The sequence below is a fragment of the Aquimarina sp. 433 genome (assembly GCF_054054605.1).
Genome location: NZ_JBSWZK010000009.1, coordinates 209631 through 232843 on the forward strand (window position 1 = coordinate 209631; position 23213 = coordinate 232843).

The 23213-nt window shown below is 32.6% G+C and carries 26 protein-coding genes; 19 read left to right on the forward strand and 7 right to left on the reverse strand.

Features of this window, described 5'->3' with window-relative positions:
- Positions 1-132 precede the first annotated feature (132 nt).
- The 7 genes from pulA to recQ all read left to right on the forward strand — a co-directional run bounded on the left by pulA (position 133) and on the right by recQ (position 7337).
- Positions 133-2121 carry a type I pullulanase gene (gene pulA / locus ACWNT5_RS18330; protein ID WP_456518192.1) on the forward strand — a complete coding sequence of 663 codons (1989 nt, stop codon included), beginning with the start codon at positions 133-135 and terminating at the stop codon, positions 2119-2121.
- Between the two features lie 48 nt (positions 2122-2169).
- Positions 2170-2574 carry an RDD family protein gene (locus ACWNT5_RS18335; RefSeq protein WP_299601213.1) on the forward strand — a complete coding sequence of 135 codons (405 nt, stop codon included), beginning with the start codon at positions 2170-2172 and terminating at the stop codon, positions 2572-2574.
- Positions 2575-2759: 185 nt separating this feature from the next.
- Entirely contained in the window at positions 2760-3383 is a 624-nt protein-coding gene (locus ACWNT5_RS18340; protein WP_299601211.1) for a hypothetical protein, read from the forward strand.
- A 101-nt stretch (positions 3384-3484) separates the two neighbouring features.
- Positions 3485-3805, forward strand: a complete 321-nt coding sequence (locus ACWNT5_RS18345; RefSeq protein WP_299601209.1) for a hypothetical protein — start codon at positions 3485-3487, stop codon at positions 3803-3805.
- Positions 3806-3858: 53 nt separating this feature from the next.
- Positions 3859-4587 (forward strand): TlpA family protein disulfide reductase, encoded by a 729-nt coding sequence (locus tag ACWNT5_RS18350; RefSeq protein WP_456518193.1) that lies wholly within the window; start codon positions 3859-3861, stop codon positions 4585-4587.
- Between the two features lie 186 nt (positions 4588-4773).
- A complete protein-coding gene (locus ACWNT5_RS18355) occupies positions 4774-5145 on the forward strand; it encodes a VOC family protein (protein ID WP_456518194.1) in 372 nt (123 codons plus the stop codon).
- Positions 5146-5216: 71 nt separating this feature from the next.
- The gene (gene recQ / locus ACWNT5_RS18360; RefSeq protein WP_456518195.1) at positions 5217-7337 is read left to right on the forward strand and encodes a DNA helicase RecQ; all 2121 of its coding nucleotides are present in this window, start codon (positions 5217-5219) and stop codon (positions 7335-7337) included.
- Between the two features lie 3 nt (positions 7338-7340).
- Here recQ and ACWNT5_RS18365 read toward each other — a convergent pair whose 3' ends face one another.
- The 4 genes from ACWNT5_RS18365 to ACWNT5_RS18380 all read right to left on the reverse strand — a co-directional run bounded on the left by ACWNT5_RS18365 (position 7341) and on the right by ACWNT5_RS18380 (position 10691).
- Positions 7341-7985, reverse strand: a complete 645-nt coding sequence (locus ACWNT5_RS18365; RefSeq protein WP_456518196.1) for a hypothetical protein — start codon at positions 7983-7985, stop codon at positions 7341-7343.
- A gap of 71 nt (positions 7986-8056) precedes the next feature.
- Positions 8057-9190, reverse strand: a complete 1134-nt coding sequence (locus ACWNT5_RS18370) for a flavin-containing monooxygenase (protein WP_456518197.1) — start codon at positions 9188-9190, stop codon at positions 8057-8059.
- 3 nt (positions 9191-9193) lie between these two features.
- Complete coding sequence (locus ACWNT5_RS18375) at positions 9194-9844, reverse strand: MOSC domain-containing protein (protein WP_299601194.1); 651 nt, start codon at positions 9842-9844, stop codon at positions 9194-9196.
- 58 nt (positions 9845-9902) lie between these two features.
- Positions 9903-10691 (reverse strand): tRNA pseudouridine synthase A, encoded by a 789-nt coding sequence (locus tag ACWNT5_RS18380; protein ID WP_299601191.1) that lies wholly within the window; start codon positions 10689-10691, stop codon positions 9903-9905.
- Between the two features lie 149 nt (positions 10692-10840).
- Here ACWNT5_RS18380 and ACWNT5_RS18385 point away from each other — a divergent pair, with 149 nt between their 5' ends.
- Both ACWNT5_RS18385 and ACWNT5_RS18390 read left to right on the forward strand, forming a co-directional pair.
- Positions 10841-11218: a LysM peptidoglycan-binding domain-containing protein gene (locus ACWNT5_RS18385; RefSeq protein ID WP_299601188.1), complete on the forward strand. Its 378-nt coding sequence runs from the start codon at positions 10841-10843 to the stop codon at positions 11216-11218.
- Between the two features lie 183 nt (positions 11219-11401).
- Positions 11402-11722 (forward strand): hypothetical protein, encoded by a 321-nt coding sequence (locus ACWNT5_RS18390; RefSeq protein ID WP_299601185.1) that lies wholly within the window; start codon positions 11402-11404, stop codon positions 11720-11722.
- A 21-nt stretch (positions 11723-11743) separates the two neighbouring features.
- On the opposite strand, the gene cmk is transcribed toward ACWNT5_RS18390, so the two are convergent.
- Both cmk and porQ read right to left on the reverse strand, forming a co-directional pair.
- A complete protein-coding gene (cmk, locus tag ACWNT5_RS18395) occupies positions 11744-12445 on the reverse strand; it encodes a (d)CMP kinase (protein WP_299601183.1) in 702 nt (233 codons plus the stop codon).
- The gene (gene porQ / locus ACWNT5_RS18400; RefSeq protein WP_456518198.1) at positions 12445-13464 is read right to left on the reverse strand and encodes a type IX secretion system protein PorQ; all 1020 of its coding nucleotides are present in this window, start codon (positions 13462-13464) and stop codon (positions 12445-12447) included. Before porQ ends, cmk begins: the two co-directional genes overlap by 1 nt.
- Before the next feature lie 280 nt (positions 13465-13744).
- On the opposite strand from porQ, the gene mreB reads away from it, so the two are divergent.
- The 5 genes from mreB to ACWNT5_RS18425 all read left to right on the forward strand — a co-directional run bounded on the left by mreB (position 13745) and on the right by ACWNT5_RS18425 (position 17416).
- Positions 13745-14779: a rod shape-determining protein gene (mreB, locus tag ACWNT5_RS18405; RefSeq protein WP_299897024.1), complete on the forward strand. Its 1035-nt coding sequence runs from the start codon at positions 13745-13747 to the stop codon at positions 14777-14779.
- Between the two features lie 62 nt (positions 14780-14841).
- Entirely contained in the window at positions 14842-15153 is a 312-nt protein-coding gene (locus ACWNT5_RS18410; protein ID WP_299601176.1) for an ArsR/SmtB family transcription factor, read from the forward strand.
- 41 nt (positions 15154-15194) lie between these two features.
- A complete protein-coding gene (locus ACWNT5_RS18415) occupies positions 15195-15794 on the forward strand; it encodes a short chain dehydrogenase (protein ID WP_456518199.1) in 600 nt (199 codons plus the stop codon).
- 51 nt (positions 15795-15845) lie between these two features.
- The gene (locus tag ACWNT5_RS18420; protein ID WP_456518200.1) at positions 15846-16631 is read left to right on the forward strand and encodes a PhzF family phenazine biosynthesis protein; all 786 of its coding nucleotides are present in this window, start codon (positions 15846-15848) and stop codon (positions 16629-16631) included.
- 92 nt (positions 16632-16723) lie between these two features.
- The gene (locus ACWNT5_RS18425) at positions 16724-17416 is read left to right on the forward strand and encodes an aspartate/glutamate racemase family protein (RefSeq protein WP_456518201.1); all 693 of its coding nucleotides are present in this window, start codon (positions 16724-16726) and stop codon (positions 17414-17416) included.
- A gap of 23 nt (positions 17417-17439) precedes the next feature.
- Here ACWNT5_RS18425 and ACWNT5_RS18430 read toward each other — a convergent pair whose 3' ends face one another.
- The gene (locus ACWNT5_RS18430; protein WP_456518202.1) at positions 17440-18954 is read right to left on the reverse strand and encodes a DEAD/DEAH box helicase; all 1515 of its coding nucleotides are present in this window, start codon (positions 18952-18954) and stop codon (positions 17440-17442) included.
- Positions 18955-19129: 175 nt separating this feature from the next.
- Between ACWNT5_RS18430 and ACWNT5_RS18435 the strand changes: the two genes are divergently transcribed.
- The 5 genes from ACWNT5_RS18435 (at position 19130) to lpdA (ending at position 23209) form a co-directional block, all read left to right on the forward strand.
- Entirely contained in the window at positions 19130-19999 is an 870-nt protein-coding gene (locus ACWNT5_RS18435; RefSeq protein WP_299601168.1) for an alpha/beta hydrolase, read from the forward strand.
- A 72-nt stretch (positions 20000-20071) separates the two neighbouring features.
- Positions 20072-20560 (forward strand): peptide-methionine (R)-S-oxide reductase MsrB, encoded by a 489-nt coding sequence (msrB, locus tag ACWNT5_RS18440; protein ID WP_456518203.1) that lies wholly within the window; start codon positions 20072-20074, stop codon positions 20558-20560.
- Positions 20561-20643: 83 nt separating this feature from the next.
- Positions 20644-21045 (forward strand): peptide-methionine (R)-S-oxide reductase MsrB, encoded by a 402-nt coding sequence (msrB, locus tag ACWNT5_RS18445; protein WP_456518204.1) that lies wholly within the window; start codon positions 20644-20646, stop codon positions 21043-21045.
- A 73-nt stretch (positions 21046-21118) separates the two neighbouring features.
- A complete protein-coding gene (locus ACWNT5_RS18450; protein WP_456518205.1) occupies positions 21119-21625 on the forward strand; it encodes a hypothetical protein in 507 nt (168 codons plus the stop codon).
- 192 nt (positions 21626-21817) lie between these two features.
- Entirely contained in the window at positions 21818-23209 is a 1392-nt protein-coding gene (gene lpdA, locus ACWNT5_RS18455; RefSeq protein ID WP_456518206.1) for a dihydrolipoyl dehydrogenase, read from the forward strand.
- Positions 23210-23213 lie beyond the last annotated feature (4 nt).

The window sequence follows — 23213 nt, forward strand, 5'->3', positions numbered from 1 at the left end:
ACATTACTCTTAATTCTTATAATAACCATTTAACCAATTAATCAACCAGCAGTAGTTAGGATGGGATTAAGTATATCGATCTAATTAGATTGGCACTTAAGATGATTCTTTCTCTAATAAACAAACCAGTAAATGAAACGTATATTTTTATACCTTTTTGTTATATCTTGTAGTATCTCATGCACAGAAAAAAATATAACCTATTCCAGTTTTGAGGAATACCCCACTCCTTCAGAAACAAATCTTTGGATTGATTACACCAAAGAGACTACTACTTTTAAGATTTGGTCTCCTATTGCGGAAAAAGCTCAATTACACTTATTCCAAAATGGTGACGGAGGTTCTGCATTAGAAAGCATTTCTTTAGATCTTGATGTAAAAACCGGTATCTGGAGTACCAAAATCTACAAAGATCTAAATGGTACCTATTACACCTATCAAATCATGCATAAAGGGAATTGGTTAGAAGAAACTCCAGGTATTTATGCTACAGCCACTGGTGTGAACGGTAAAAGAGGAATGGTATTAGACTTTGATGCTACAAATCCCGAAGGATGGAGTGAAGATAAAGGTCCAACCATAAAAAGCCCAAATGAGGCTATAATCTATGAGCTACATATCAGAGATATGACAATTCATCCGCAATCTGGGTCTAGCAAACCAGGAAAATATTTAGGATTGGTGGAAAAAGGAACCAAAGGACCAGAAAATGTAAGTACTGCAATTGATCATTTAAAGGAATTAGGTATTACTCATGTCCACCTATTACCCACGTATGACCACTACTCTATCGATGAAACAAAATTAGATACTCCACAATTTAATTGGGGATACGATCCGCAAAACTATAATGTTCCCGAAGGATCTTTTTCTTCCGATCCCTTTAAAGCTGAAGTAAGAATCAAGGAATTTAAACAAATGGTCAAAGCTTTTCATGATCATGGAATTGGTGTCATCTTGGATGTCGTTTATAACCATACTGGAAGAACAGAAAACTCGAATTTTAATTTAGAGCTTCCTGGATATTATTACCGCCAGTGGGAAGATGGTAAATTTTCTGATGCGTCTGCCTGCGGAAACGAAACAGCATCGGATCGCATAATGATGCAAAAGTATATCACCGAATCGGTAGCGTTTTGGGCAAAAGAATATCACTTAGATGGTTTTCGTTTTGATCTAATGGGAATACATGATATCGAAACTATGAATAAAGTTGCTAAAAATGTAAAATCAGTAAACCCGAACATATTTATTTATGGCGAAGGTTGGACAGCAGGTGATTCTCCTCTACCGATCGAAAAAAGAGCACTGAAAAAAAATACTTTAGAAATGCCTGAAGTTTCTGCATTTAGTGATGACCTTAGAGATGGTTTAAAAGGATCTGTTTTTGAAGAAAAAAGTACTGGTTTTGTAAGTGGGGCTAAAAACACCGAAGAATCTGTAAAAATGGGGATTGTAGGAGCTATTCAACATCCACAAATTGCTTACGACAAAGTAAATTACTCGAAAGCTCCGTGGACTAATGAGCCTTGGCAATCGGTTTCTTATGTTTCTTGTCATGATAATCATACCGTTTTTGATAAACTAAAAATTTCCAGAGAAGATGCTACGGATGAAGAATTGGTTGCAATGCAAAAACTTACCAATGCTATCGTTATGACCTCTCAGGGAATTGCCTTTATGCATGCTGGGTCCGAAATGTTGCGTACTAAAAACGGAGAGCATAATTCTTATAATTTACCCGATAGTATTAATCAGATCGATTGGAATTGGAAAAGCAACAATGCTGATGTTGTTGACTATTACAAAAATCTAATCCGATTACGAAAAGAGCACCCAGCTTTTAGAATGAATACTGCGGATGAAGTAAGAGAAAAACTAACCTTTGTAAAAGACTCTAAAGGATTGATTAGTTATAAAATCAGCAATCATGCCAATGGTGATAAATGGAAAAATATTTATGTGATCTACAATGCCAAACCAGAGCGTTTAACTTACATGTTAGAAGGTTTCTGGCGTGTAGCAGTTCTAGGTGATGATTTTGATTTTGAAGGTAAAGAAATGATGAAAAATTCCATCTCTATCCCACCAATATCCATGGCGGTTTTGTTTGAGGAATAAGTATACTCAACATTGCAGCACGTTAAATTATAAATCCAAGAGTACAATATGCCAAAATATTTTTTAATTAAAAGAATAACTGCGGGGTTGATTGACTATACAATATGGTTTGGTTTATTCTGGTCCTCTTTATCTCTATTCGGAGAAAAAACTGTTGTAAGAACCTATGAATTTGATTATGGTTGGATATTTTTTATCGGACTTTGGATAATTGTCATGATTATTCCTGAGACATTATTCCAAAGTACTATTGGGAATCTATTACTAAAGTTGAAAGTAGTCAATGAAAATGGCGGAAAAATAAAATTTTCGCAATCCCTTTTGCGACATTGCGCTGACATGATTGACATGTGGCCTCTAGGTTTGGTTGGTATTTTGACAATAAAGTACAGTAAAAAACATCAACGTTTAGGAGATATGATTGGTAAAACAATCGTTATAGAAAGAAACTGAAAACGTGCTTCAATAAAATATATTAGAATTATAGCAACAAGTTGATGAATAGATTGGTTTGCGTAGTTTCAATAATGTGCAATAGCTGCAAAATTGAAAGCTAGCTACCAATTCACAGAAAAGTCAAAAAATAAGGTAACATTTTGCCTTTCTACGACACATATATTAAACGTTATTTGTAGTAATTGAGAATACTAAAAAAAATATTTAAATCGAAAAAACAAGCTGACTTAGAACTAATCAGCAATCCTAAAGTTTTATTTAACAATAAAATAAGTGTATTTGAAATTACCCTATCTAGACATAAAATTGGGGATAGTGTTAATGAATTAAGGCTAGATGAAGTCATTTTAACTGGACTTGAAACATACCCTAAGAAGACAGAAGGCAGGATATGGAAAGATGATAAAACTTTTGTTTTAATTAATGGAAAAGAAATTGAATTTACCCTTAAAGAAAGAATTGAAGCAGTTATAAATGAAGGTGGTTGGATCGGGTATAAAGATGGATCTCGATTCAGAATTAAAAATGAAAAAATCACCTCTTTTTCTTTACATCTCGAAAGACTTTCTCCTTACTCGGAATTAAGTAAAAAAAGCATAATTCAGAAGCTAGGAAAAAGAGTGAAAATAAAAGAAACGTATGAAGAATTTGACGGTACTCTTTTTCATACTGATATTATGAATTTTGAAAGATTAATTTCTATTACTTGGGATGACTGGGATAAAAAAATATTAGTGATATCTTTAGGTGATTTGGTAAAAGAAAAATTAGATAACACATTAAGTCGCGTCATGCAAAAGGAATAATATTTACAAAATTAATAACATATGTAAAATTTTATCAAAGAGTAAGGTAACATTTTGCCTTGCTATGACACTTATAATAAATGTTGTGCATTATTAAAAAAATGGCATTTCCTAAAAAAAAGTCTCGAAGAATTATAGTTAATAACCACCAATATAGGTGGATGGTTAAAGGTGATTTTTATGGTGTTATGCTTTTAATTATTTCTGAAGAATATAATGGACAAAAACTATTCGCAAATTTCAGACATAGTATAAATGGAGAAAAATCTTGTATGTACGATAATCCATTTATTATTGAACCTGAATTAGTTAAAAGAACTATTCTTTTTGGACTATCAAAAGGCTATTCACCCAACCAAAAAGGCAATGACTTAAATTTAGGCGATTTGAGTCAACAATTAGTTTTAAATTTAAAGAACTAGAGCGAAGTATAATAATTTATTCTAAAGAATTCTGAATTATAAAACTAAAAACTATGAAAAAAATATTTCTATTAGTATTAACAATTACAATATTTTATTCTTGTAAAAATTCAAAAAAAGAGGAGTCTGAAACGAAAATTCAGAAAAAATCATTTGCACAATCTGAAAAATTCATAAAACAATATATTGAAGATTCTCAAAAATATTGGGACAAAAATGATAATGAAAATGCATTAAAATATGATGACTCGATTAAGCAAACTATTTTGAACAGTTTTATTAAAGATTATAAATTTAAATCCATTAATAAAGATATTTACAATACGGCTAAAAGAAAAAAACCTCTTTTCTTACAGGTGACAGCATCTTGGTGTGCCGCATGTAAATTCGAAGTTACAGCATTAAATAAAATAGTTGAAAAGTATAGTAATCAAGTAGATTTTGTACTTCTATTTTGGGATACTCAATCGGATTTAGAAAAACTTGCGCCTGATTATAATAAAGATATAGTTTTAGTTCCCTCTCAAGAAAAACATCCTGATCCACATACAATCGATATTTCTGGTTTTAGACATATTATGGGATATCCAACAAATTACTTGATAGCTACAGATAATGAAATAATTAATTTTTCTTCGGGAGCAAAAATTCCATCAACTTTTACTGATAAAGAAGGAAAAGAAATTATAATTACAAAAGAACAAGCCAATAAAGAAAATTATGAGAGACTTGAATCCGAAATTCAGGAATTGATAGAAAAAAATAGTAGTAACAAAGTGTAAAATTTATCAAAACACAGTATCAAAGAGACTTTATATCAGATGTAAGAGAAACCTAGCTAACTCAATAAAATTATTTCTAACTACAAATCCCATTTAATTACAAGCATTTAAGTTTCAAATGAGTGTTGTAACCAGTTAAACTAAAATTTCTTTACATTTATAACATAACAACCAAACCATATAGATATGAAATTAGGCGCTTTTTCAATTAGTTTAAGTGTAAAAGATATTAATGTTTCCAAAGAATTCTATGAAAACTTAGGATTCGAAGTTTTTGCCGGAAGTCTGGAAAAAAACTATCTCATTATGAAAAACGAAACCACCTTAATTGGTCTGTTTCAAGGAATGTTTGAAAATAATATCATCACTTTCAATCCAGGCTGGGATCATAATGCAAGTACTCTAGAAAACTTTGATGATGTTAGAGAAATTCAAAAACACTTAAAAAATAAAGGTATCCCACTGCAAAAAGAAGCTGATGAAGATTCTAAAGGCCCTGCAAGTGTAGTACTAACAGATCCTGATGGCAATGCCATTTTATTAGATCAGCATGTTTAGAATTGAGAAATAGTTTATAAACTTTAGTTTCGAAAGTTTAGGTTTACTACCTTTTTCCGTTCTTTGTAACTATGCCAGAAAAAGAACAAATTTACGCCACGCTCAAAGAGTATTTTGGGTATGACAGTTTCAGACCATTACAGGAAGATATTGTAAACTCCATATTTTCTGGTAATGACAACATGGTTGTTATGCCTACTGGTGGAGGAAAATCTATTTGTTATCAATTACCTGCTCTCTTACTTCCAGGAGTTACCTTGGTTATTTCGCCTTTGATTGCCTTAATGAAAGATCAAGTGGATGGATTAAAAGCAAACGGTATACAAGCTGCCTATGTAAATAGTAGTCAGAATGAAGATGAACAACAAGAAATTTATACTAAACTTCAAGAAAAGCAAATTCAATTACTATACATAGCTCCAGAGAGCTTAAGTTTTATAGACAATCTTCTTTCTCAGATAGAAATCAGTTTAATCGCAATTGATGAAGCACATTGTATTTCGGCATGGGGACACGATTTTAGACCTGCTTATACCCAACTGGGATATCTGAAAAAACGTTTTAATGATGTTCCAATTATAGCACTTACCGCTACCGCAGACAAGGCAACAAGGAAAGATATCTGCGAACAATTAAACATTCCTAATGCCAAATTGTTTTTAGCATCTTTTGATCGAAAAAACCTTAGTTTAGAAGTTCGTCCTGGAAATAAAAGAATAGAACAAATATTTGACTTTCTGGAAGATAAAACTGAAGAAGCAGGTATTATCTATTGCTTGAGTAGAAAAACTACCGAAATGCTTGCGGAAAAACTCCAAAATCAAGGTTTTAAAGCTGAAGCATATCACGCAGGTATTGCACATGAAAAAAGAGCTTTAGTACAAGAGAATTTTATAAATGATACAACACATATAGTCTGTGCTACCATTGCTTTTGGAATGGGAATCGATAAATCTAATGTTCGTTGGGTGATTCATTACAATTTACCTAAAAACATAGAAGGGTATTATCAGGAAATTGGTCGTGCCGGTCGAGATGGATTACCATCTTCTACCCTACTTTTTCATAGTTTTGCAGATGTTATTCAATTACAAAAATTTGCCACAACATCTGGTAATCATGAAGTACAGATGGCAAAACTAGATAGAATGAAGCAATATGCTGATTCTTTAAGTTGTAGAAGAAAAATACTGTTAAGTTATTTTGGCGAATTGATTGAAGAAGATTGCGGTAATTGCGATGTTTGTAAAAATCCTCCGAGTTTCATAGATGGAACCATAATTGCTCAAAAAGCACTATCTACAGTAGTTAGAATAAAAGAAGAAGAACCTATGGGAACTATTATTGATGTTCTTAGAGGTGCTCAGAATGCTGTGGTAATTGATAAAGGATATCAACATCTAAAGACCTACGGAATTGCCAATGATATATCATGGCAAGATTGGCAACAATATATCATTCAGTTAATCAATCAAGGATATCTCGAAATCGCCTTTCACCAAAATAACAAACTTAAACTCACCCAACTTTCAAAAAAGGTATTGTTTGAAGGTGAAAAAGTAAGTTTGGCGAATTTAGCAGAATTTGAAAAAATTAAAGAAACTGCTGCACAACAAACGAAACAGCGAACAGCAAATACATTATTCGACAAATTAAGAGAACTACGACTGCGACTGGCAAAGGAAGCTGGTATTCCTGCTTATCAAATCTTTAACGATGCATCGCTTAAAGAAATGGAAAAAATAAGACCGATGAGTGATGAAGAATTTATGCAAATCAGCGGTGTGGGTAGATTGAAAATGCAAAATTATGGATATCAATTTATTAAAGCTATCATTGATTATTCATCCGAAAAAACAAAAAAGAAAAAAAAGCCGGCTAAAAATAAAGGAAACTCATTTAAAGAAACTCTAACTTTATATCAACAAGGTCTATCTATTGAAGAAATTTCTGAAGTAAGAAAACTAGCGCAGTCCACCATTTTTTCTCATATCATGAAATTATTTAATGACGGAGAAGATATAGATCTCCATGCATTCGTAGCTAAAGAAGATGTGAAAGCTGTAAGAGTTGCGAAAGAAGCGTTGGATAATCCGGATACATTAAAACCCTACTTCGAGCATTTTGAACAAGCTATGGATTACAATACGATTAAATTAGCACTTGCCATTTTAGAAAAAGAATCAGCCTAGTAGTTAATGATCTGTTATCGAAATTAGCTGATAAAAAGGACCTTGATCACAACCATCCATTCCATGAATAATACCAGATTCTATAAGTAAAAGATTATGTTCTTTAGAAAACCAAACATTTACAATACTTTGGTATAACTGGCAGTTCTCATTTATATCTGTACCTCCATTACAACAAAAACCATGAGATGATATTCTACGAAGATGAATTTTATCACTTGTATACTTTTGATCCTCGAGAGTAAAAGTAATCTTATGTTTATTATTGATATCATTAAGATGATTAAACTTCGTGATTTCTTTCAACGTTCGGTAGTTATCTTCATTCAAAAGCTTTTGCACCTTCTTATAAGCTGTTTCTAAATCGTGAACTAAAAGTTCTGTTGCTTCTTCTCCTGGATATAACATAATTTCATCTAAAACCCTTCCATCTTTAGCGCTAATCTTTTGTAGCTTTGTTTCGGTAGATACGCAACAGGAATATTGACTATATTCTATTAAATAATGTGATCCATCGTCAGAAATAGCAGGAAAGTTGTCCACTACTAAATTATCACCGTAAAAATCAACAAAGGGCTTAAAATATTTTTGAGCGATTGAAACATACCCAATAAAAAAGAATGCTATAAGTATGAATTTGTTCTTCATTTTATACTGATTTTCAAAAATCAAATTTCATGTATAACTAGAAAACATAAAACACCGTAAACCGTGAAAAACTATATACTCTTTCTAAAAATATCATCTGCTATGATCTTAGAATCATTAACAACAGTTCCTAATATTCCGCCAAGTTTATAATTATCAAAACCAACAAAATACAAACCTTGATGAATCCCTGTTCCTATTACATTCTTAGGAACTCCGTATGAATCTAATAAACCATCCGTGTTTTCAATAAACTGCTCAACCTTAGCACGATATCCAGTTGCTAAGATCACAACATCAACACTTATTTTAGTTCCGTCTCTAAGCTTTACACCTTTTTCATAAAAGGAATTGATATCTCCTACCACTTTTATTTTTCCAGATTTAATTTGTCTTACGGTACCGAGATCAATTACTGGCGTTTTACCTGTTTGCTTAAGATGATCAATTGGATCTTTTTTAGAAATAGAGATTCCGTGTTTAGAAAGATCTCCAATGACAATTTTTCGAACTTGCTTTCCAATCCATCTTCCTAATCCAAAGGGTAGTTTCTCCAATTTTTTAGCAGTAATCTGTACTGGACGTCCATTGATATCTCTAGGAACAATTAATAACGGACTTCGTACGGATATACTAACATCTATATCATGCTTACTAAGATCTAATGCTAACTCAGCTCCTGTATTCCCCATACCTACAACCAATACCTTTTTCCCCTTAAACGGCAAAGCGTTCTTATAATTCCTGCTATGCATGATAGCTCCCAGAAAATCACTTTGATTTTCCCAAATCGGTATAAATGGAGTTCTATTTATTCCTGTGGCAATAATAACATTATGAGCCTTGTATGAACCATTATTCGTATCAACGCCCCAATAGTCTTCTTCTTTTTTTACTGAATTTGCAGTGGTATTAAAACAAGGTCGAATATCAAAATGTTCTGCATACTTCTCATAATATGCTGCTAATTTAGCTTTAGGTACATATCTAGGATAGTCTACCGGAAACTCCAAGTATGGTAAATGAGAAAGCTCTTTTACCGTATGTAGTAACAATCGATCATAATGGTTATGCCAACTCCAAGCTATTTTATCAGTTTGCTCGATGATCTCAAAAGGAATATTTTGTTTTCTAAAACGTCCTGCTACTGCCAGACCTGAAGGTCCCGCTCCAATAATCAGATTCTTGGTTCTCCGAACATCCATATACTATTTAGAAATTGAGCTTCCGTAGCGGTTTAGGATATTTTTTTTATTGTTTGTAGTAACGAAAGGATCATCGATTGCCTTTTTGGCCAAAGCTTCATGAGAATTCTGGTCATAAAAAAGTTTGTACATATCCTGAATAGAAACTCCTTCTGTATGTAGTTCTTGTGGAATCAAAACATCATCTTTTTTAACCAAACCGGCAGTCAATACTCTTACATATACGCCTGGCATTAATGCTTGTATAAATTGTTTCAAAATAGTTTGAGTTCCAAAACGAACTCCCAATTTATAACAAGGTTGTCTTGGTTGCGTTACCTGAACCACAGCTTCACCAAGATTATATATGCTTCCGATGTTTATAATGCGCTCATCTAATCCCAAAACTGTAAGGTTTTCGCCAAACATACCATAATTCCAATCGAGATCTGGATACTTCTCTTTCCAATAAGGGTAATGCTCTGCAGCATATAAGTAGCAAGCTTTGTCTACACCTCCATGAACTCTTCTATCAATCACATGATCACCCTTCACATCTTCTTTATCTAAAAAAATAGGTTCATCCACAGGATACTTATAAATACCTGTTTTTACTTCTTTTCCTCTCCAAGATATGGTTTGAGGTTCTCCGATATTTGTTGATATTACTTTCATCTAATCACATATTTTTTGTAAAACTATGCATCACCACCTAATAATGTATTCAAATATTTTATTCCTGTAACTCCACAGAATTTAATATCAAACCAGAACCAGGAACAATGTGTTCTAATGTTATTTTCTCATGATTGGGATCCAATGTGTTTTTTATAAATTCTAAATCAATTTTACCCTTTCCTAAATCTAATAGAGCCCCCATCATCAATCGTATTTGATTTCTTTTAAAACCAACACCTTTAACCCTTAACATATAACTTGTATTTGGAAAAAAATTAGCCGTATACAAATCATTCTTTGTAATCTCACAAACTAAAATTTCTCCATGAACGATTGTATTCTCATTAGGACGATGGCAATAAGATCTATAATTGTGCTTACCCTCGAACAAGGTTGCTGCCTGCATCATACTCTCGATATCCAGATCTTCTATTACATTATACATAAAAGGTGCAGAAAATGGATGAAATTTCTTTCCGAATGAGAATAAGTACACATATTCTTTGATCTTGGGATGTTGTATGATATTAAAATTCTCATCTGTCTCTTGTATACTCAAAGCTCTAATATCTTGGGGTAAATTTTGATTGAACAGTACAAAGAAATCTTTTAACTCTAGTTGCTTATGATCCACAAACAACTCTATATACGCTTCATTGGCAGATACCTTGGCATCTGTTCTTCCTGCTGCTAAAACTTTAAAATCTTTATGATCTAAAACATACGTAATAGTACGTTCCACCATCCTTTGCAAAGTATTCACGTTAGGCTGTTTTTGCCAACCATGATATCTAAAACCTAAATATTGAAGTTGAATAAGGTAGTAGAAACGTTTTCGAAACATGTAACTAATTTTTATAACAATTCGAATATAGATAAATTCTGCATTTTGTCGATTATTTCCTCTTTTTTAATCTTCATATATGCTAAAATCAACTGTATAAATTATTATATTTGAGTAAATCTAATTAATAATTTTAAATCAACTTAGTTATGGTTAAAGCAAAATATCAAGATGTTTTAGATCTTGGACAGGAATTAAATATTCAAAACGGGGATGTAACTGAAGAGAATGGAGTTCTTAAAGTAAAAGGAACTGCTAACACGCAATATGAAAAAAACCAACTTTGGGATAAGATTAAAGAAATCGGTGGAGAAGCTCCATCAGATATTGAAGCAGATATAGATGTAGCCGATAATTCTGTTTACCATAGACATACAGTAAAAAGTGGAGAATCTTTAAGTAAAATTGCAAAGCATTATTACAAAGATCCTATGAAATACAAGGAAATTTTTGAGGCAAATACGCATATTTTAAAAAATCCTGACGTAATCCACCCAGATCAAGAATTGATCATACCTAATCTATAAGACATATTAGATATCATATATAATTAGATCTTCTTAACTATTTAAGAAGATCTTTTTTTTGTCATAAAAGTAGGATAAACACTCTAAACATTCGTTAATTATCAAGATTTGGCGATTTAAAAAAATAAAATCACTAATTTTACGGCTTTACCGTAATTACGCTTCACCAAATCCGGTTTTGATATGAGATCAATTTTACTTTTAGTTGCATTAGCGATTGGGATATCTGGCTATGGACAAGTTTTATCTAAAACAAATATCATCTTCGAATCTAATAAAACTGTAGTATTAAATAATGGTAAGGAATATAAAATTCTTAAAGAAACACCGTTGTATGCCATTTCGGATACTTCGATTCCTCTTAAACATACGGTAAAAGAAAAAACCTTAATCCTAAATAGAGTTCTTTTGATACAAGAAAAAGACGAACCAAAAGAACTGATAGAATACATCAAAGGTAAGATGTTTTTCTACGAACTAAGAGATACAAAAAGTACCGAATGATTTAAGTCAATAAATCAGTAGTTATTGGTTATTTTTTTCAATAGTATTTTGAGCAAGGTCTAAAATCTGCTGAAATTGTTCATCTAATGTTAGATTAGAATTATCAATTTGTATAGCGCCTTCCGCTTTGCGAAGTGGAGAATCTTTCCTTGTGCTGTCTATATGATCTCTATTCACTACATTTTTAAGAACATCTTCATAGGTTACTTGATCACCTCTTTCTACAAGTTCTTTATACCTTCTCTCTGCTCTATCCTTTGCCGTTGCTGTCATAAACAACTTCAACTCGGCATCCGGGAAAACTACCGTTCCAATATCTCTTCCATCCATGACAATCCCCTTATCTTTGCCCATAAGTTGCTGTTGTTCTACCAACTTCTTTCGAACTTTCGATACCGCGGCTACAGGACTTACTAATCTAGATACTCCAAGCGTTCTAATTTCTTTTTCTACGTTTTTATCATTAAGAACAACTTCTGCCAGTCCAGTTTCAGGATTTACTTCAAATTTTATTTGTATTAAAGGAAGGCTATTTTCTAATGCTTCTTGATAAAAATGATCACTGCCAATATATCCTTGTTTCATGGCATACAAGGTAACGGCACGATACATTGCACCTGTATCGACGTATATATATCCTAATTTTTTAGCAAGTTGCCGTGCTACGGTACTTTTTCCAGTAGAAGAATACCCATCTATTGCAATGATAATTTTTTTATTCACTATTGTAAATTTACGTTGACACCAAAAGTACTTGAAGATGCTGCCGAATTGTAACGCGCATAGGAATAAGCGAACCTAAACTTTCCTAATTTCAGAGAAAAACCACCACTTAATCCTGCAAAAGATCGTTGGTCAACTATTCTTAATTCTTCTGATCTTCTAAAATTATATCCTAATCGAACATTAAATCCACTTTCGGGAAAAAACTCTAATCCTACTACTACATGACGCAGAGCATTATTAAAAAAACTTGGATCATCAGCTTCAACATTACCCTCTAAGTCGGTGATATCTCTAGCAGGATTTCTAAAAGCTACATCCCAAACCTGTAAATTCTCTAATGTTAAATTCCATCGTATAGGGACATTTTTTAATGTTTGTGCAATTCCCATATCTACGGATAAAGGAAGATTTTCTCTCGTTTCATCATAGGTTGTAAACTGTGTTCCCAAGTTTCTTACTGAAAGACCAAAATCAAATTTTGTATCAGGATTATGATATATCAAACCTACATCAAGAGCCCCTCCGATAGAAGTATATTCTTCTAATTTAGAGGAAATAAATTTTCCATTAGCCCCAACATGAAAATTAGAATTAGGAATCGTATAAGCATAACCCACTGAGATCGCAACTTCACCAGCTCCAAAATCTCCTGTCTCATTTCCAAACTCATCAAACCCGTCAAACCTTCCATAATTTATATATGTAACTCCAGCGTGAAACATCTGTCTATTCCGACCAAATGCTTTAGCATAAGCTACTGACCCATAATTTACATCTGCTATATAATTAACATAATTTATAGACAGTTGGTTATCCATCTCACTATTGATAGCAGCAGGATTTAACATAGCATCTGTAGGATCCATACTATAACCGGTAACGTACTTACCGCCAAGGGCAGCTTGCTTAGGTGAAGAAACCAAATTAAGGAATTGATACGTATACCTACCTCCTATTTGTGAATAGGTAAATGTGGTTAAAAATAGGAATACTAGAAATATGTAGTTACGCGTCATCAGCAGCAAAAATAAAAGAAACTAACTGGAAAACGGTAGTTAGCCATAAAAATTTTATAACCGTTTAAATAAAACCTAAAACACCTTAAAAACCAATATCGCATATGTTTTATTAGCTGAAAAACATCATTGCAAATCCCTAAGAATTACACTAAAAGCACTAAAATGTTACAAAAAACTGAATATCAGCTATTTAAAGAACAACTGACAATATAATAAACATCTTGGAGTTATTATCAATTAGCAACTCAAATCTAAAAACTAACTTAACACACAAAACATGGGCTTATTAGACTTTCTAACCAATAAAATTGCTGTTGATTTAGGAACAACCAATACTTTAATTTCTCATAAAGGTAAAATAGCAATTGATGTCCCCTCTATTATTGCGGTTAATAGATTAAGTGGAAAAATAATAGCAGTCGGAAAAGAAGCCAGCTCTATGCGTGGTAAAATCCATCAAAATATTAAAACCCTATATCCGCTAAGGAACGGCGTTATTGCCAACTTTGATTTATCAGAAAAAATGCTAAAAATATTGATCAAAAAAATTTCTGATATCAGCAATGCCATATTTATAAAATCATATAAGATGATTATTGCCATTCCCTGCGGAATTACGAAAGTAGAAATGAGAGCAGTTAAAGAATCTGCAAGACGTCTTAACGCCAAAAATGTATATCTAATTTCTGAACCCATGGCAGCAGCTATTGGCGCAGGAATAGATGTATTACAACCTAAAGGACATATGGTTATTGATATTGGTGGCGGTACTACAGATATTGCAGTTATTACACTAGGAGGGATTATTTCTGGGCAGTCTGTAAAAATTGCTGGAAACGTTTTTAATAATGATATCATTCAATATGTGAGAGAAAAACATAATTTACATATTGGAGAAAGTACAGCAGAAGAAATTAAAATTAAAGTAGGATCTGCCATCAACGTTTTGGAATCGCCACCGAAAAAAACCACGATTAGAGGAAGAGATGTACTTACCGGCAAGCCTAAACAAACTTTCTTAACGTATAAAGAAATTTTTAAAAGTTTGGATAAATCAATTACTCAAATCGAGAATGCTGTCTTAGAAACCTTATCAGATATTCCACCGGAAATTTCGTCAGATATCTATAATACAGGAATCTTTCTTACAGGAGGAGGATCTTTATTACGAGGTCTAGATAAGCGATTTTCTACTACTACAGAATTACCTGTTTATACAGGTGACAACCCTCTAGAAGTAGTTGTAAAAGGAAGCGATATGGTATTAAAAAACATAGATCGATATAGTAATGTGTTAATTAGAGATATCTAGTAGACAAAACATAGGTGTACAAAATATACATATTTATAAAATTAAATATGTATATTTGTCTTATGAAAAGAGACCAAGTATTAGAAATTAAAAAAGCCTTAGCTAATGCTACCCGTTTAGACATTTTAAAATGGCTTAAAGATCCGGCTAGTAACTTCCCACCTCATTCCGAATTAGGTCACTTTGATTTTGGGGTTTGCGGTCAATTTATTCAAGAAAAATCAGGTTTATCACAACCTACAATCTCTAATTATCTTGCTACTATGCATAAAGCTGGTTTACTTATACCTACTAGACACGGTAAATGGACTTATTTCCAAAGAAATGAGAAAACAATACAAGAGTATATAAACGAAATGAAGAATAATTTATAAAAAATTTACAACAACATATTGATAAAATTAAATATATAATTATGAAAATCTTAATAATTGGATCTACTGGAACTATTGGAAAAGAAGTGTATCATCATTTAAAAGATTCCCATGAAGTTTTTGGAGCACATCGAAATAGTAATACCTATCCAGTAGACATAACAAACAAAGAATCTATTATATCGCTATTTGAAAAGTTACCAAAATTAGATGCTGTAATAAATGCTGCAGGTACCGCTTCTTGGAAACACTTACAAGAATTAACAGAAGAAGATCATTATATAGGAATACAGAGTAAATTAATGGGGCAAGTAAATCTTATACATATAGCTAAAGATTATTTAAATGATCAAGGATCTATAACACTAACTACCGGTATTTTAGCCGAACATTACGAACCAAAAGCTTCTGCCCTTTCTCTAGTTAATGGCGCAATACATAGTTTTGTGCATAGTGCATCACAGGAATTAGAACGAGGTATTAGACTAAATACGGTAGCTCCTGGAGCCATAGCTGGTGATTTCCCTAAAGATCAAAAATTTGCTGGTTATTTTCCTGTAGAAATATCAGATGTTGTGAAAGTATATGAGGAAGCAATTACCGGTAATAAAACAGGACAAGTATTCAAAAAATATGAATAGAACATTAGCTATTAACTAAAATAATAACAAATCTATTTTAAAATTAAACTCATGAAAATTCCTATTTATCAAATAGATGCTTTTACTCAAAAGTTATTTGGAGGTAATCCTGCGGCAATCTGTCATTTACCACATTGGTTAGACGATGAAACTCTACTAAATATTGCCATAGAAAACAATTTAGCCGAAACTGGATATTTTGTAAAGAAAGATGATATTTATGAAATTAGATGGTTCATGCCTTATGCCGAAATTGATCTATGTGGTCACGCTACTCTAGCTGCTGCCTTTGTTATTTTTAATTATTTGGACAATTCTATCGACGAAATTACTTTTTCTTCAAAAAGCGGCATTTTAAAAGCTAAAAAAGAAGAAAATGGTAGTATCACATTAGATTTCCCATCACGACCACCTAAACAGATTGATATCCCTCAAGAAGTTTTTAAGGCATTTAACTCTACTCCTATCCAAGCATTTGCTGGAAGAGATTTATTACTAACTGTAGCTTCCGAGGAAGAAATAATAACCGAAGAACCTAGATTAGAATTACTAAAAGGGCTTCCTTATTTATGTACTATTATTACTTCTGAAGGAAACACATCTGATTTTGTATCTAGAGTTTTTGATGCTAATCCGGACATCCCTTTAGAAGATCCTGTAACGGGATCTGCTCATTCGGCATTAGTTCCTTTTTGGGCAGAAAAATTAGGAAAAACTAAACTACATGCTAGCCAACTGTCAAAGAGAGGTGGAGAATTGTTTTGCAAACTAGAACATGATAGAGTGTTTTTAAGCGGATATGCCGTTCCTTACTTAATCGGTAACATAGAAATATAAACTTTTAAACAATGAAATAAACCACAGTAAATAGGTGAATCTAACTATTTATACGAAAACTTCATTGAACAATCAAAAATAAACATAAACAAATGAAAACTATAGGTTTAATTGGTGGTATGAGTTGGGAATCCTCTGCTATCTATTACGAATTATTAAATAAACTAGTAAAAGATAAACTTGGTGGATATCATTCTGCGAAATCAGTAATGGTATCCGTTGATTTTGCAGAAATAGAAAAACTTCAGAAAAAAGATGACTGGAAAGCACTTACTAAACATATGATTGCATCATCCAAGCAATTAGAAAGAGCTGGAGCGGATTTTATAATTCTCTGTACAAACACAATGCATTTATGTAGCGAAGAAATTATAAACAACACAACAATTCCGTTTTTACATATAGCAGATGCCACAGCTGGTAAAATTAAATCTAAAGGATTACGAAAAGTGGCATTGCTAGGTACCAAATTCACGATGGAAAAAGATTTTTATAAAACGATACTTCATAAATATGGTATCGAGGTAATCATTCCTGAGTTAGTGGATAGAGAACAAATTCATCGAATCATATACGACGAATTGGTACTTGGAAAAATTGAAGATGATTCAAGAGAAACCTTTAAACATATTATCGCTAAACTTAAAAATGATGGTGCCGAAGGTGTAGTTCTTGGTTGTACAGAAATACCACTATTGATTCAGCAAAATGACGTAGATCTTCCTATTTTCAATACCACAGAAATTCACGCAGAAAAAGCAGTTCAGATGGCATTAGAAGTATAAACTTTAAGGAGTATCAAACTTACCTATAAAAATAATTGATTAATCTTAGATCGAAGTTTTCTTTCGTAATCTTCTTGTAACCAATCCCTATAATTTTTTGTGCTTTTACTAATACAATAAGAATATCTACGAACTCTATATTCTATATCTTGATTTAGTAGCTTGCTAAGGATTCGTGCGTCGAATACGTCTTCGCTATTTTCTACGCACATCTTAGCATGCTGTTCGATGGATTTTTCCAAAACACTTTTGCTGCGTAATCCGTATTTTTTGGTATTTGCATATTCAGCCTCTATATCAAATTCGATATCTGTAGATTTACTAAACTCTTTACGAATCTCTTCTGGCATTACATACTTAAAATTACGCTCGATTTCTTCATCACTGACCAAACTATCATAATAAAAGTCTGGTGATCTAAATATGGATTGCCAATCAATATCACCATTCCAAAGTCCAAATCTAGCTGTATTATTTCCCATATCTATGATGGAAAATTCTGGTTTGTTAGGCAATATTCTAGAACCTCTACCAATCATCTGGAAGTATAAGGTCAATGATTTAGTAGCACGATTAAGAATAACAGTTTCTACCGTAGGTTCATCGAATCCAGTTGTTAGAATACTAACCGAAGAAAGTATCGCATCATCAGTATTCTTAAACCATTTTAGAATGTCTGCCCTTTCTTGTTTGCTATTGGTATTATCTAAATGTCTAATTGGATATCCAGCTCGATTAAACACATCATATACCTGAACAGAAGTGTTAATTCCATTATTAAAAATTAGTGTTTTCTTACCTTTCGCTCTTTCTTCATAAGCCTTAAGTAACTTATCTTGCATTAAAGCATTAGTATATAAATCTTCAGACGATTTTACAGTATAATCTCCGTTCATACCAATTTTTAAAGAACCAAGCCCAACATCATACGTAAACGTTACTGGTTTTGCTAAAAATCCTTTGTTAATTAAGGATGAAATGGTATCCCCTACTATTAGCTCCCTATAGTTATCCTTCATAGGTAGTTTCATATTAGAGCTTAAGGGAGTTGCGGTAACACCAAGAATAAAACAATTATTAAAAAAACGAAATAACTTCCTGAAAGAATTATAATGTGCCTCATCGATGATTACCATTCCAACATTTTCAATTTCCAATTGGTCATCATTCAATCTATTATTTAGTGTTTCTACCATCGCCACAAAACACATATATTCATGCTGATCTTCTAGCTTTTTTACATTACTGTTAATGATCTTGTTTTTTACATTAAATTCAGTTAGCATTCTAGATGTCTGATCACAGAGCTCTATTCGATGAGTTAGAACAACAACTTTTTTCTTAGTAGTTTCGATATACCTTCTTACAATCTCCGAAAAGATTACCGTTTTACCACCACCTGTTGGTAATTGATATAATAAATTATAACTATTAGGAAATTCGTTTAGACGCCCAAAAATTTTATCAATATCTCTCGCTTGATAATCATAAAGTACTTTCTGTTCCTTTTTTTCTATTTCAGAGGGCGGTACCCGCATGCCGTTTTAGTTAAGAGTAAACTACAAAATTAAATACTTTATAAGCGTCTAAAAAAGAATTTATAAAATATATTTTGCTTATATTTTTAAGCTTTATACAAATGTTAATTAATCACAATATTTAGCTCTACTAATTCTGATGAATTAATTTTAAAGTGTATTTCAAAATCGCATAGTGAATAAAATTGATAAAGATCAAATACCTGTTCAGGCATTATTAATCCCAAAAACAATTTTGTATACAGGTAAAATTCTAAATTGGATTTCTCCTTTTTTAGCGTCTAGGTTTGGGGCTCGATTATTTTTAACTCCCTTCAGATATAAACGGCCGGAGCGAGAAAAAAACATGGCTTTAGAAAGCAAGAAAGAAATCATTACTATCAAAAAAATAAATAGAGAGGTTGTGGTATATAATTATGGTAATGCTGATACCAAAGTTTTATTAGTGCACGGATGGTCAGGCAGTGGTACACAATTATCTATGATTGCAGATCGATTGTTGGACAAAGGATTTAGCACGGTTAGTTTTGATGCTCCAGCGCATGGTGAAGCTCCTGGAAAAAGAAGTAATATGCTTCACTTTATAGAAGCAATTCACCAATTAGAAAAAACTCATGGCCCTTTTACAGCTGCCATAGGCCATTCTCTTGGAGGAATGTCATTATTAAGAGCTACTAAATTTGGATTAAACATCCAAAGACTTGCTATTATTGGAACCGCTAATAGTATCACTAAAATAACGCAAAACTTCGCGAAAAACTTACAGCTAAAACAAAAAACAGCGAAATTGATGAAACGATTTTTTGATAAACATTATGGAGAAGATCTGGACAATTATTCTGGTGGTGTGTCCGCGGAAGGAGTTAAAATACCCACATTAGTCGTTCACGATAAACAAGATGTTGATGTGCATTACAATGATGGAATAGAGATTCATAAGAAATTAGAAAATGGAACATTATTACTAACAGAAAAACTTGGCCATAGAAAAATACTTGGCAATCAAGAAGTCATCAATAAAATTGTAGACTTTGTTGTAGTTTGAGATAAATAGTATTGTTATGAAACCTCATAATCAACGACTATTGATAAGAAGTAAAAGAAAAAATTGAATACCATGAAAAAATTAATATTGTTATGTGTGAGCATACTTGTAATAAGTTGTACAGGAAACGCACAAAAAGACACGAAAAAAGAAAAGAAAGAATATGCTATTACTAAAACGGAACAAGAATGGAAAGAAATTCTTACGAGTGAACAATATTACATACTAAGACAAGCCGGTACTGAAAGACCATTTTCCAGCCCTCTTAACAAAGTATATGCAGATGGAACTTTTTATTGTGCAGCTTGTAATACTGCTTTATATGAAAGTAAGCATAAATTTGATAGTGGAACTGGATGGCCAAGTTTTGATAGAGCTGTAAAAGGGAATGTAACCGTAGATGTAGATTATAAACTAGGCTATGCTAGAACCGAGTTATTATGCAATACCTGTGGAGGTCATTTAGGTCATGTATTTAATGATGGGCCTAGAGAAACCACTGGACAAAGACATTGTATTAACGGGGACGCATTGGTGTTTCAACCAAAAAAGAAACGATAAAATAAGTAATTTGGATTCAGTTCGTACTTAATCTAAATGATCATAATTGTGAATCTTTTGATTACTAAAAAAACAACAAATAGATGAAAAAATATCCGTTCTATAAAACTGAAGAACAATGGAAAAAGGATCTAACCGAAGAGGAATATAGAGTATTAAGACAAAAGGGAACGGAAAGACCTTTTACCGGAAAATACAACATCCATTCTGAAAATGGCACTTACAAATGTATGGCCTGTAATACGCCATTGTTTGAAAGTTCCTCGAAATTTGATTCGGGATGTGGTTGGCCTAGTTTTGATGAATCTATCGAAGGAAGTATTGAATACGTTAGAGATACTTCTCATGGAATGATCAGAACTGAAATATTATGTGCTAATTGTGGAAGTCACTTAGGACATATATTTAATGATGGACCGACAGAAACAGGACAACGTTATTGCGTAAATTCTGTAAGTATTGATTTCGATCAATCTACACAATAAAAACTAACAACTAATTTTTGGAACGCTTATTGATACATACTTGTCATATCAAAACAACAAATAATTACACATTATGAAAAAGATTTTTGGACTTTTATTTTTCGCAACATTATTATTTACTTCTTGTGAAGGTGATCCAGGACCTCCAGGACCACAAGGTATTCCGGGTCAAGATGGAGAAATTGGAACTACATATGAGTTCACAACTAGTTTTACTCAGGCAAATGATTTTGGGCATCGTTTCTTTTTTAACGAAAACATATTTGATTCTGACGTAGTATTAGTATATAGATTAGAGGCTGTGGATAATGGCTTAGACGTTTGGGAACCGCTTCCAACCGCTACTATATTTATAGATGATGGTAATGGTGGTGATATCACTGTTCTTTATCGATTTAACTTCACAGTTGGAGATGTAGACGTATTATTAGAAAGTAATGCACCTGATTTAGTACCGACAGATTTGACTACTAATCAAACGTTTAGAGTGGTTGTTGTGCCTGCAGCTTTTGCAGAAAATACAGATATCAACCTAGCAGACTTTAATGAAGTTCAAGCAGCTTTAAATTTAGAATTTTAATCCTATAAATATTTTAGCAATCACGCTAGATATTCTAAAAAAGTAAGGAAAATACCAAAAAATTAACACTATCGTTACGATAGTGTTTTTTTATGATATTTATTGGGTAATTATTATGAAAATGGAATTCCCATTTCCTTTTTAGGTTAATCGAATTATCCGTAAATTCGTGTCTTCAAAAAATTCACATTTATGAGCGCATATGATATTATCGTATTAGGAAGTGGACCTGGTGGTTATGTTACTGCTATTAGAGCTTCTCAATTGGGGTTTAAAACTGCTATTGTAGAAAAAGAAAGCCTAGGAGGTGTTTGTTTAAATTGGGGATGTATTCCTACCAAAGCATTATTAAAAAGTGCACAGGTATTTGATTACCTAAAACATGCTTCAGATTATGGCTTAACAGTTGAGAAATTTGATAAAGATTTTGATGCGGTTGTAAAGCGTAGTCGTGGTGTAGCTGAAGGAATGAGCAAAGGTGTTCAGTTCCTTATGAAAAAGAATAAAATAGATGTAATCGAAGGGTTTGGAAAGCTGAAAGCGAGTAATAAAATTACCGTAACTGACAAAGATGGAAAAGCATCTGACTATGAAGCAAAACATATAGTAATTGCTACTGGAGCAAGATCCAGAGAATTACCAAATTTACCACAAGATGGTAAAAAAGTTATAGGATACCGTGATGCTATGACTTTAAAATCTCAGCCTAAGAAAATGATTGTAGTAGGTTCTGGTGCCATAGGTGTTGAATTTGCTCATTTTTACAATGCTATGGGAACAGAAGTAACGATAGTGGAATACCTTCCTACTTTAGTTCCTTTAGAAGATGAAGAGGTTTCTAAACAATTCGAAAGAAGCTTTAAAAAAGCTGGTATAAAAGTAATGACAAATTCAGCAGTAGAAAGTGTTGATACTTCTGGTGATGGAGTAAAAGCTACTGTAAAGACAAAGAAAGGTGAAGAAATTCTTGAAGCTGACGTCGTTTTATCTGCAGTAGGAATTAAAACCAACATAGAAAATATTGGATTAGAAGAACTAGGAATCGCTACAGACAGAGATAAAATCGTAGTAAATGATTGGTATCAAACTAATATTCCTGGTGTATATGCTATTGGTGATGTTGTAGCAGGTCCAGCTTTAGCGCATGTGGCTTCTGCAGAAGGTATTACTTGTGTAGAAAAAATCGCTGGTATGCACGTTGAAGCTATTGATTATGGAAATATTCCTGGTTGTACATATGCTTCACCAGAAATCGCAAGCGTTGGTATGACCGAAAAACAAGCTAAAGAAGCTGGCTATGAATTAAAGATTGGTAAATTCCCATTCTCAGCTTCTGGAAAAGCAAGTGCTGCAGGAACGAAAGATGGTTTTGTAAAAGTAATCTTTGATGCCAAATATGGAGAATGGTTAGGATGTCATATGATTGGTGCTGGTGTTACTGATATGATCGCAGAAGCGGTATTAGGTAGAAAATTAGAAACTACTGGTCATGAAGTACTAAAAGCAATACATCCTCATCCAACAATGAGTGAAGCTGTTATGGAAGCTGTTGCTGATGCTTATGATGAAGTGATTCATTTATAAGACG

Bases quoted from the DNA above. Each gene is read 5' to 3' on its own strand.
- pulA (WP_456518192.1), top strand. From the start codon at position 133: ATGAAACGTATATTTTTATACCTTTTTGTTATATCTTGTAGTATCTCA.
- mreB (WP_299897024.1), top strand. From the start codon at position 13,745: ATGGGCTTATTAGACTTTCTAACCAATAAAATTGCTGTTGATTTAGGA.
- ACWNT5_RS18450 (WP_456518205.1), top strand. From the start codon at position 21,119: ATGAAAAAGATTTTTGGACTTTTATTTTTCGCAACATTATTATTTACT.
- ACWNT5_RS18390 (WP_299601185.1), top strand. From the start codon at position 11,402: ATGAGATCAATTTTACTTTTAGTTGCATTAGCGATTGGGATATCTGGC.
- ACWNT5_RS18370 (WP_456518197.1), bottom strand. From the start codon at position 9,190: ATGGATGTTCGGAGAACCAAGAATCTGATTATTGGAGCGGGACCTTCA.
- ACWNT5_RS18415 (WP_456518199.1), top strand. From the start codon at position 15,195: ATGAAAATCTTAATAATTGGATCTACTGGAACTATTGGAAAAGAAGTG.
- ACWNT5_RS18410 (WP_299601176.1), top strand. From the start codon at position 14,842: ATGAAAAGAGACCAAGTATTAGAAATTAAAAAAGCCTTAGCTAATGCT.
- ACWNT5_RS18430 (WP_456518202.1), bottom strand. From the start codon at position 18,954: ATGCGGGTACCGCCCTCTGAAATAGAAAAAAAGGAACAGAAAGTACTT.
- ACWNT5_RS18420 (WP_456518200.1), top strand. From the start codon at position 15,846: ATGAAAATTCCTATTTATCAAATAGATGCTTTTACTCAAAAGTTATTT.
- porQ (WP_456518198.1), bottom strand. From the start codon at position 13,464: ATGACGCGTAACTACATATTTCTAGTATTCCTATTTTTAACCACATTT.
- recQ (WP_456518195.1), top strand. From the start codon at position 5,217: ATGCCAGAAAAAGAACAAATTTACGCCACGCTCAAAGAGTATTTTGGG.
- ACWNT5_RS18380 (WP_299601191.1), bottom strand. From the start codon at position 10,691: ATGTTTCGAAAACGTTTCTACTACCTTATTCAACTTCAATATTTAGGT.
- ACWNT5_RS18345 (WP_299601209.1), top strand. From the start codon at position 3,485: ATGGCATTTCCTAAAAAAAAGTCTCGAAGAATTATAGTTAATAACCAC.
- ACWNT5_RS18335 (WP_299601213.1), top strand. From the start codon at position 2,170: ATGCCAAAATATTTTTTAATTAAAAGAATAACTGCGGGGTTGATTGAC.
- ACWNT5_RS18355 (WP_456518194.1), top strand. From the start codon at position 4,774: ATGAAATTAGGCGCTTTTTCAATTAGTTTAAGTGTAAAAGATATTAAT.
- ACWNT5_RS18365 (WP_456518196.1), bottom strand. From the start codon at position 7,985: ATGAAGAACAAATTCATACTTATAGCATTCTTTTTTATTGGGTATGTT.
- ACWNT5_RS18385 (WP_299601188.1), top strand. From the start codon at position 10,841: ATGGTTAAAGCAAAATATCAAGATGTTTTAGATCTTGGACAGGAATTA.
- lpdA (WP_456518206.1), top strand. From the start codon at position 21,818: ATGAGCGCATATGATATTATCGTATTAGGAAGTGGACCTGGTGGTTAT.
- msrB (WP_456518203.1), top strand. From the start codon at position 20,072: ATGAAAAAATTAATATTGTTATGTGTGAGCATACTTGTAATAAGTTGT.
- ACWNT5_RS18350 (WP_456518193.1), top strand. From the start codon at position 3,859: ATGAAAAAAATATTTCTATTAGTATTAACAATTACAATATTTTATTCT.
- ACWNT5_RS18425 (WP_456518201.1), top strand. From the start codon at position 16,724: ATGAAAACTATAGGTTTAATTGGTGGTATGAGTTGGGAATCCTCTGCT.
- ACWNT5_RS18375 (WP_299601194.1), bottom strand. From the start codon at position 9,844: ATGAAAGTAATATCAACAAATATCGGAGAACCTCAAACCATATCTTGG.
- msrB (WP_456518204.1), top strand. From the start codon at position 20,644: ATGAAAAAATATCCGTTCTATAAAACTGAAGAACAATGGAAAAAGGAT.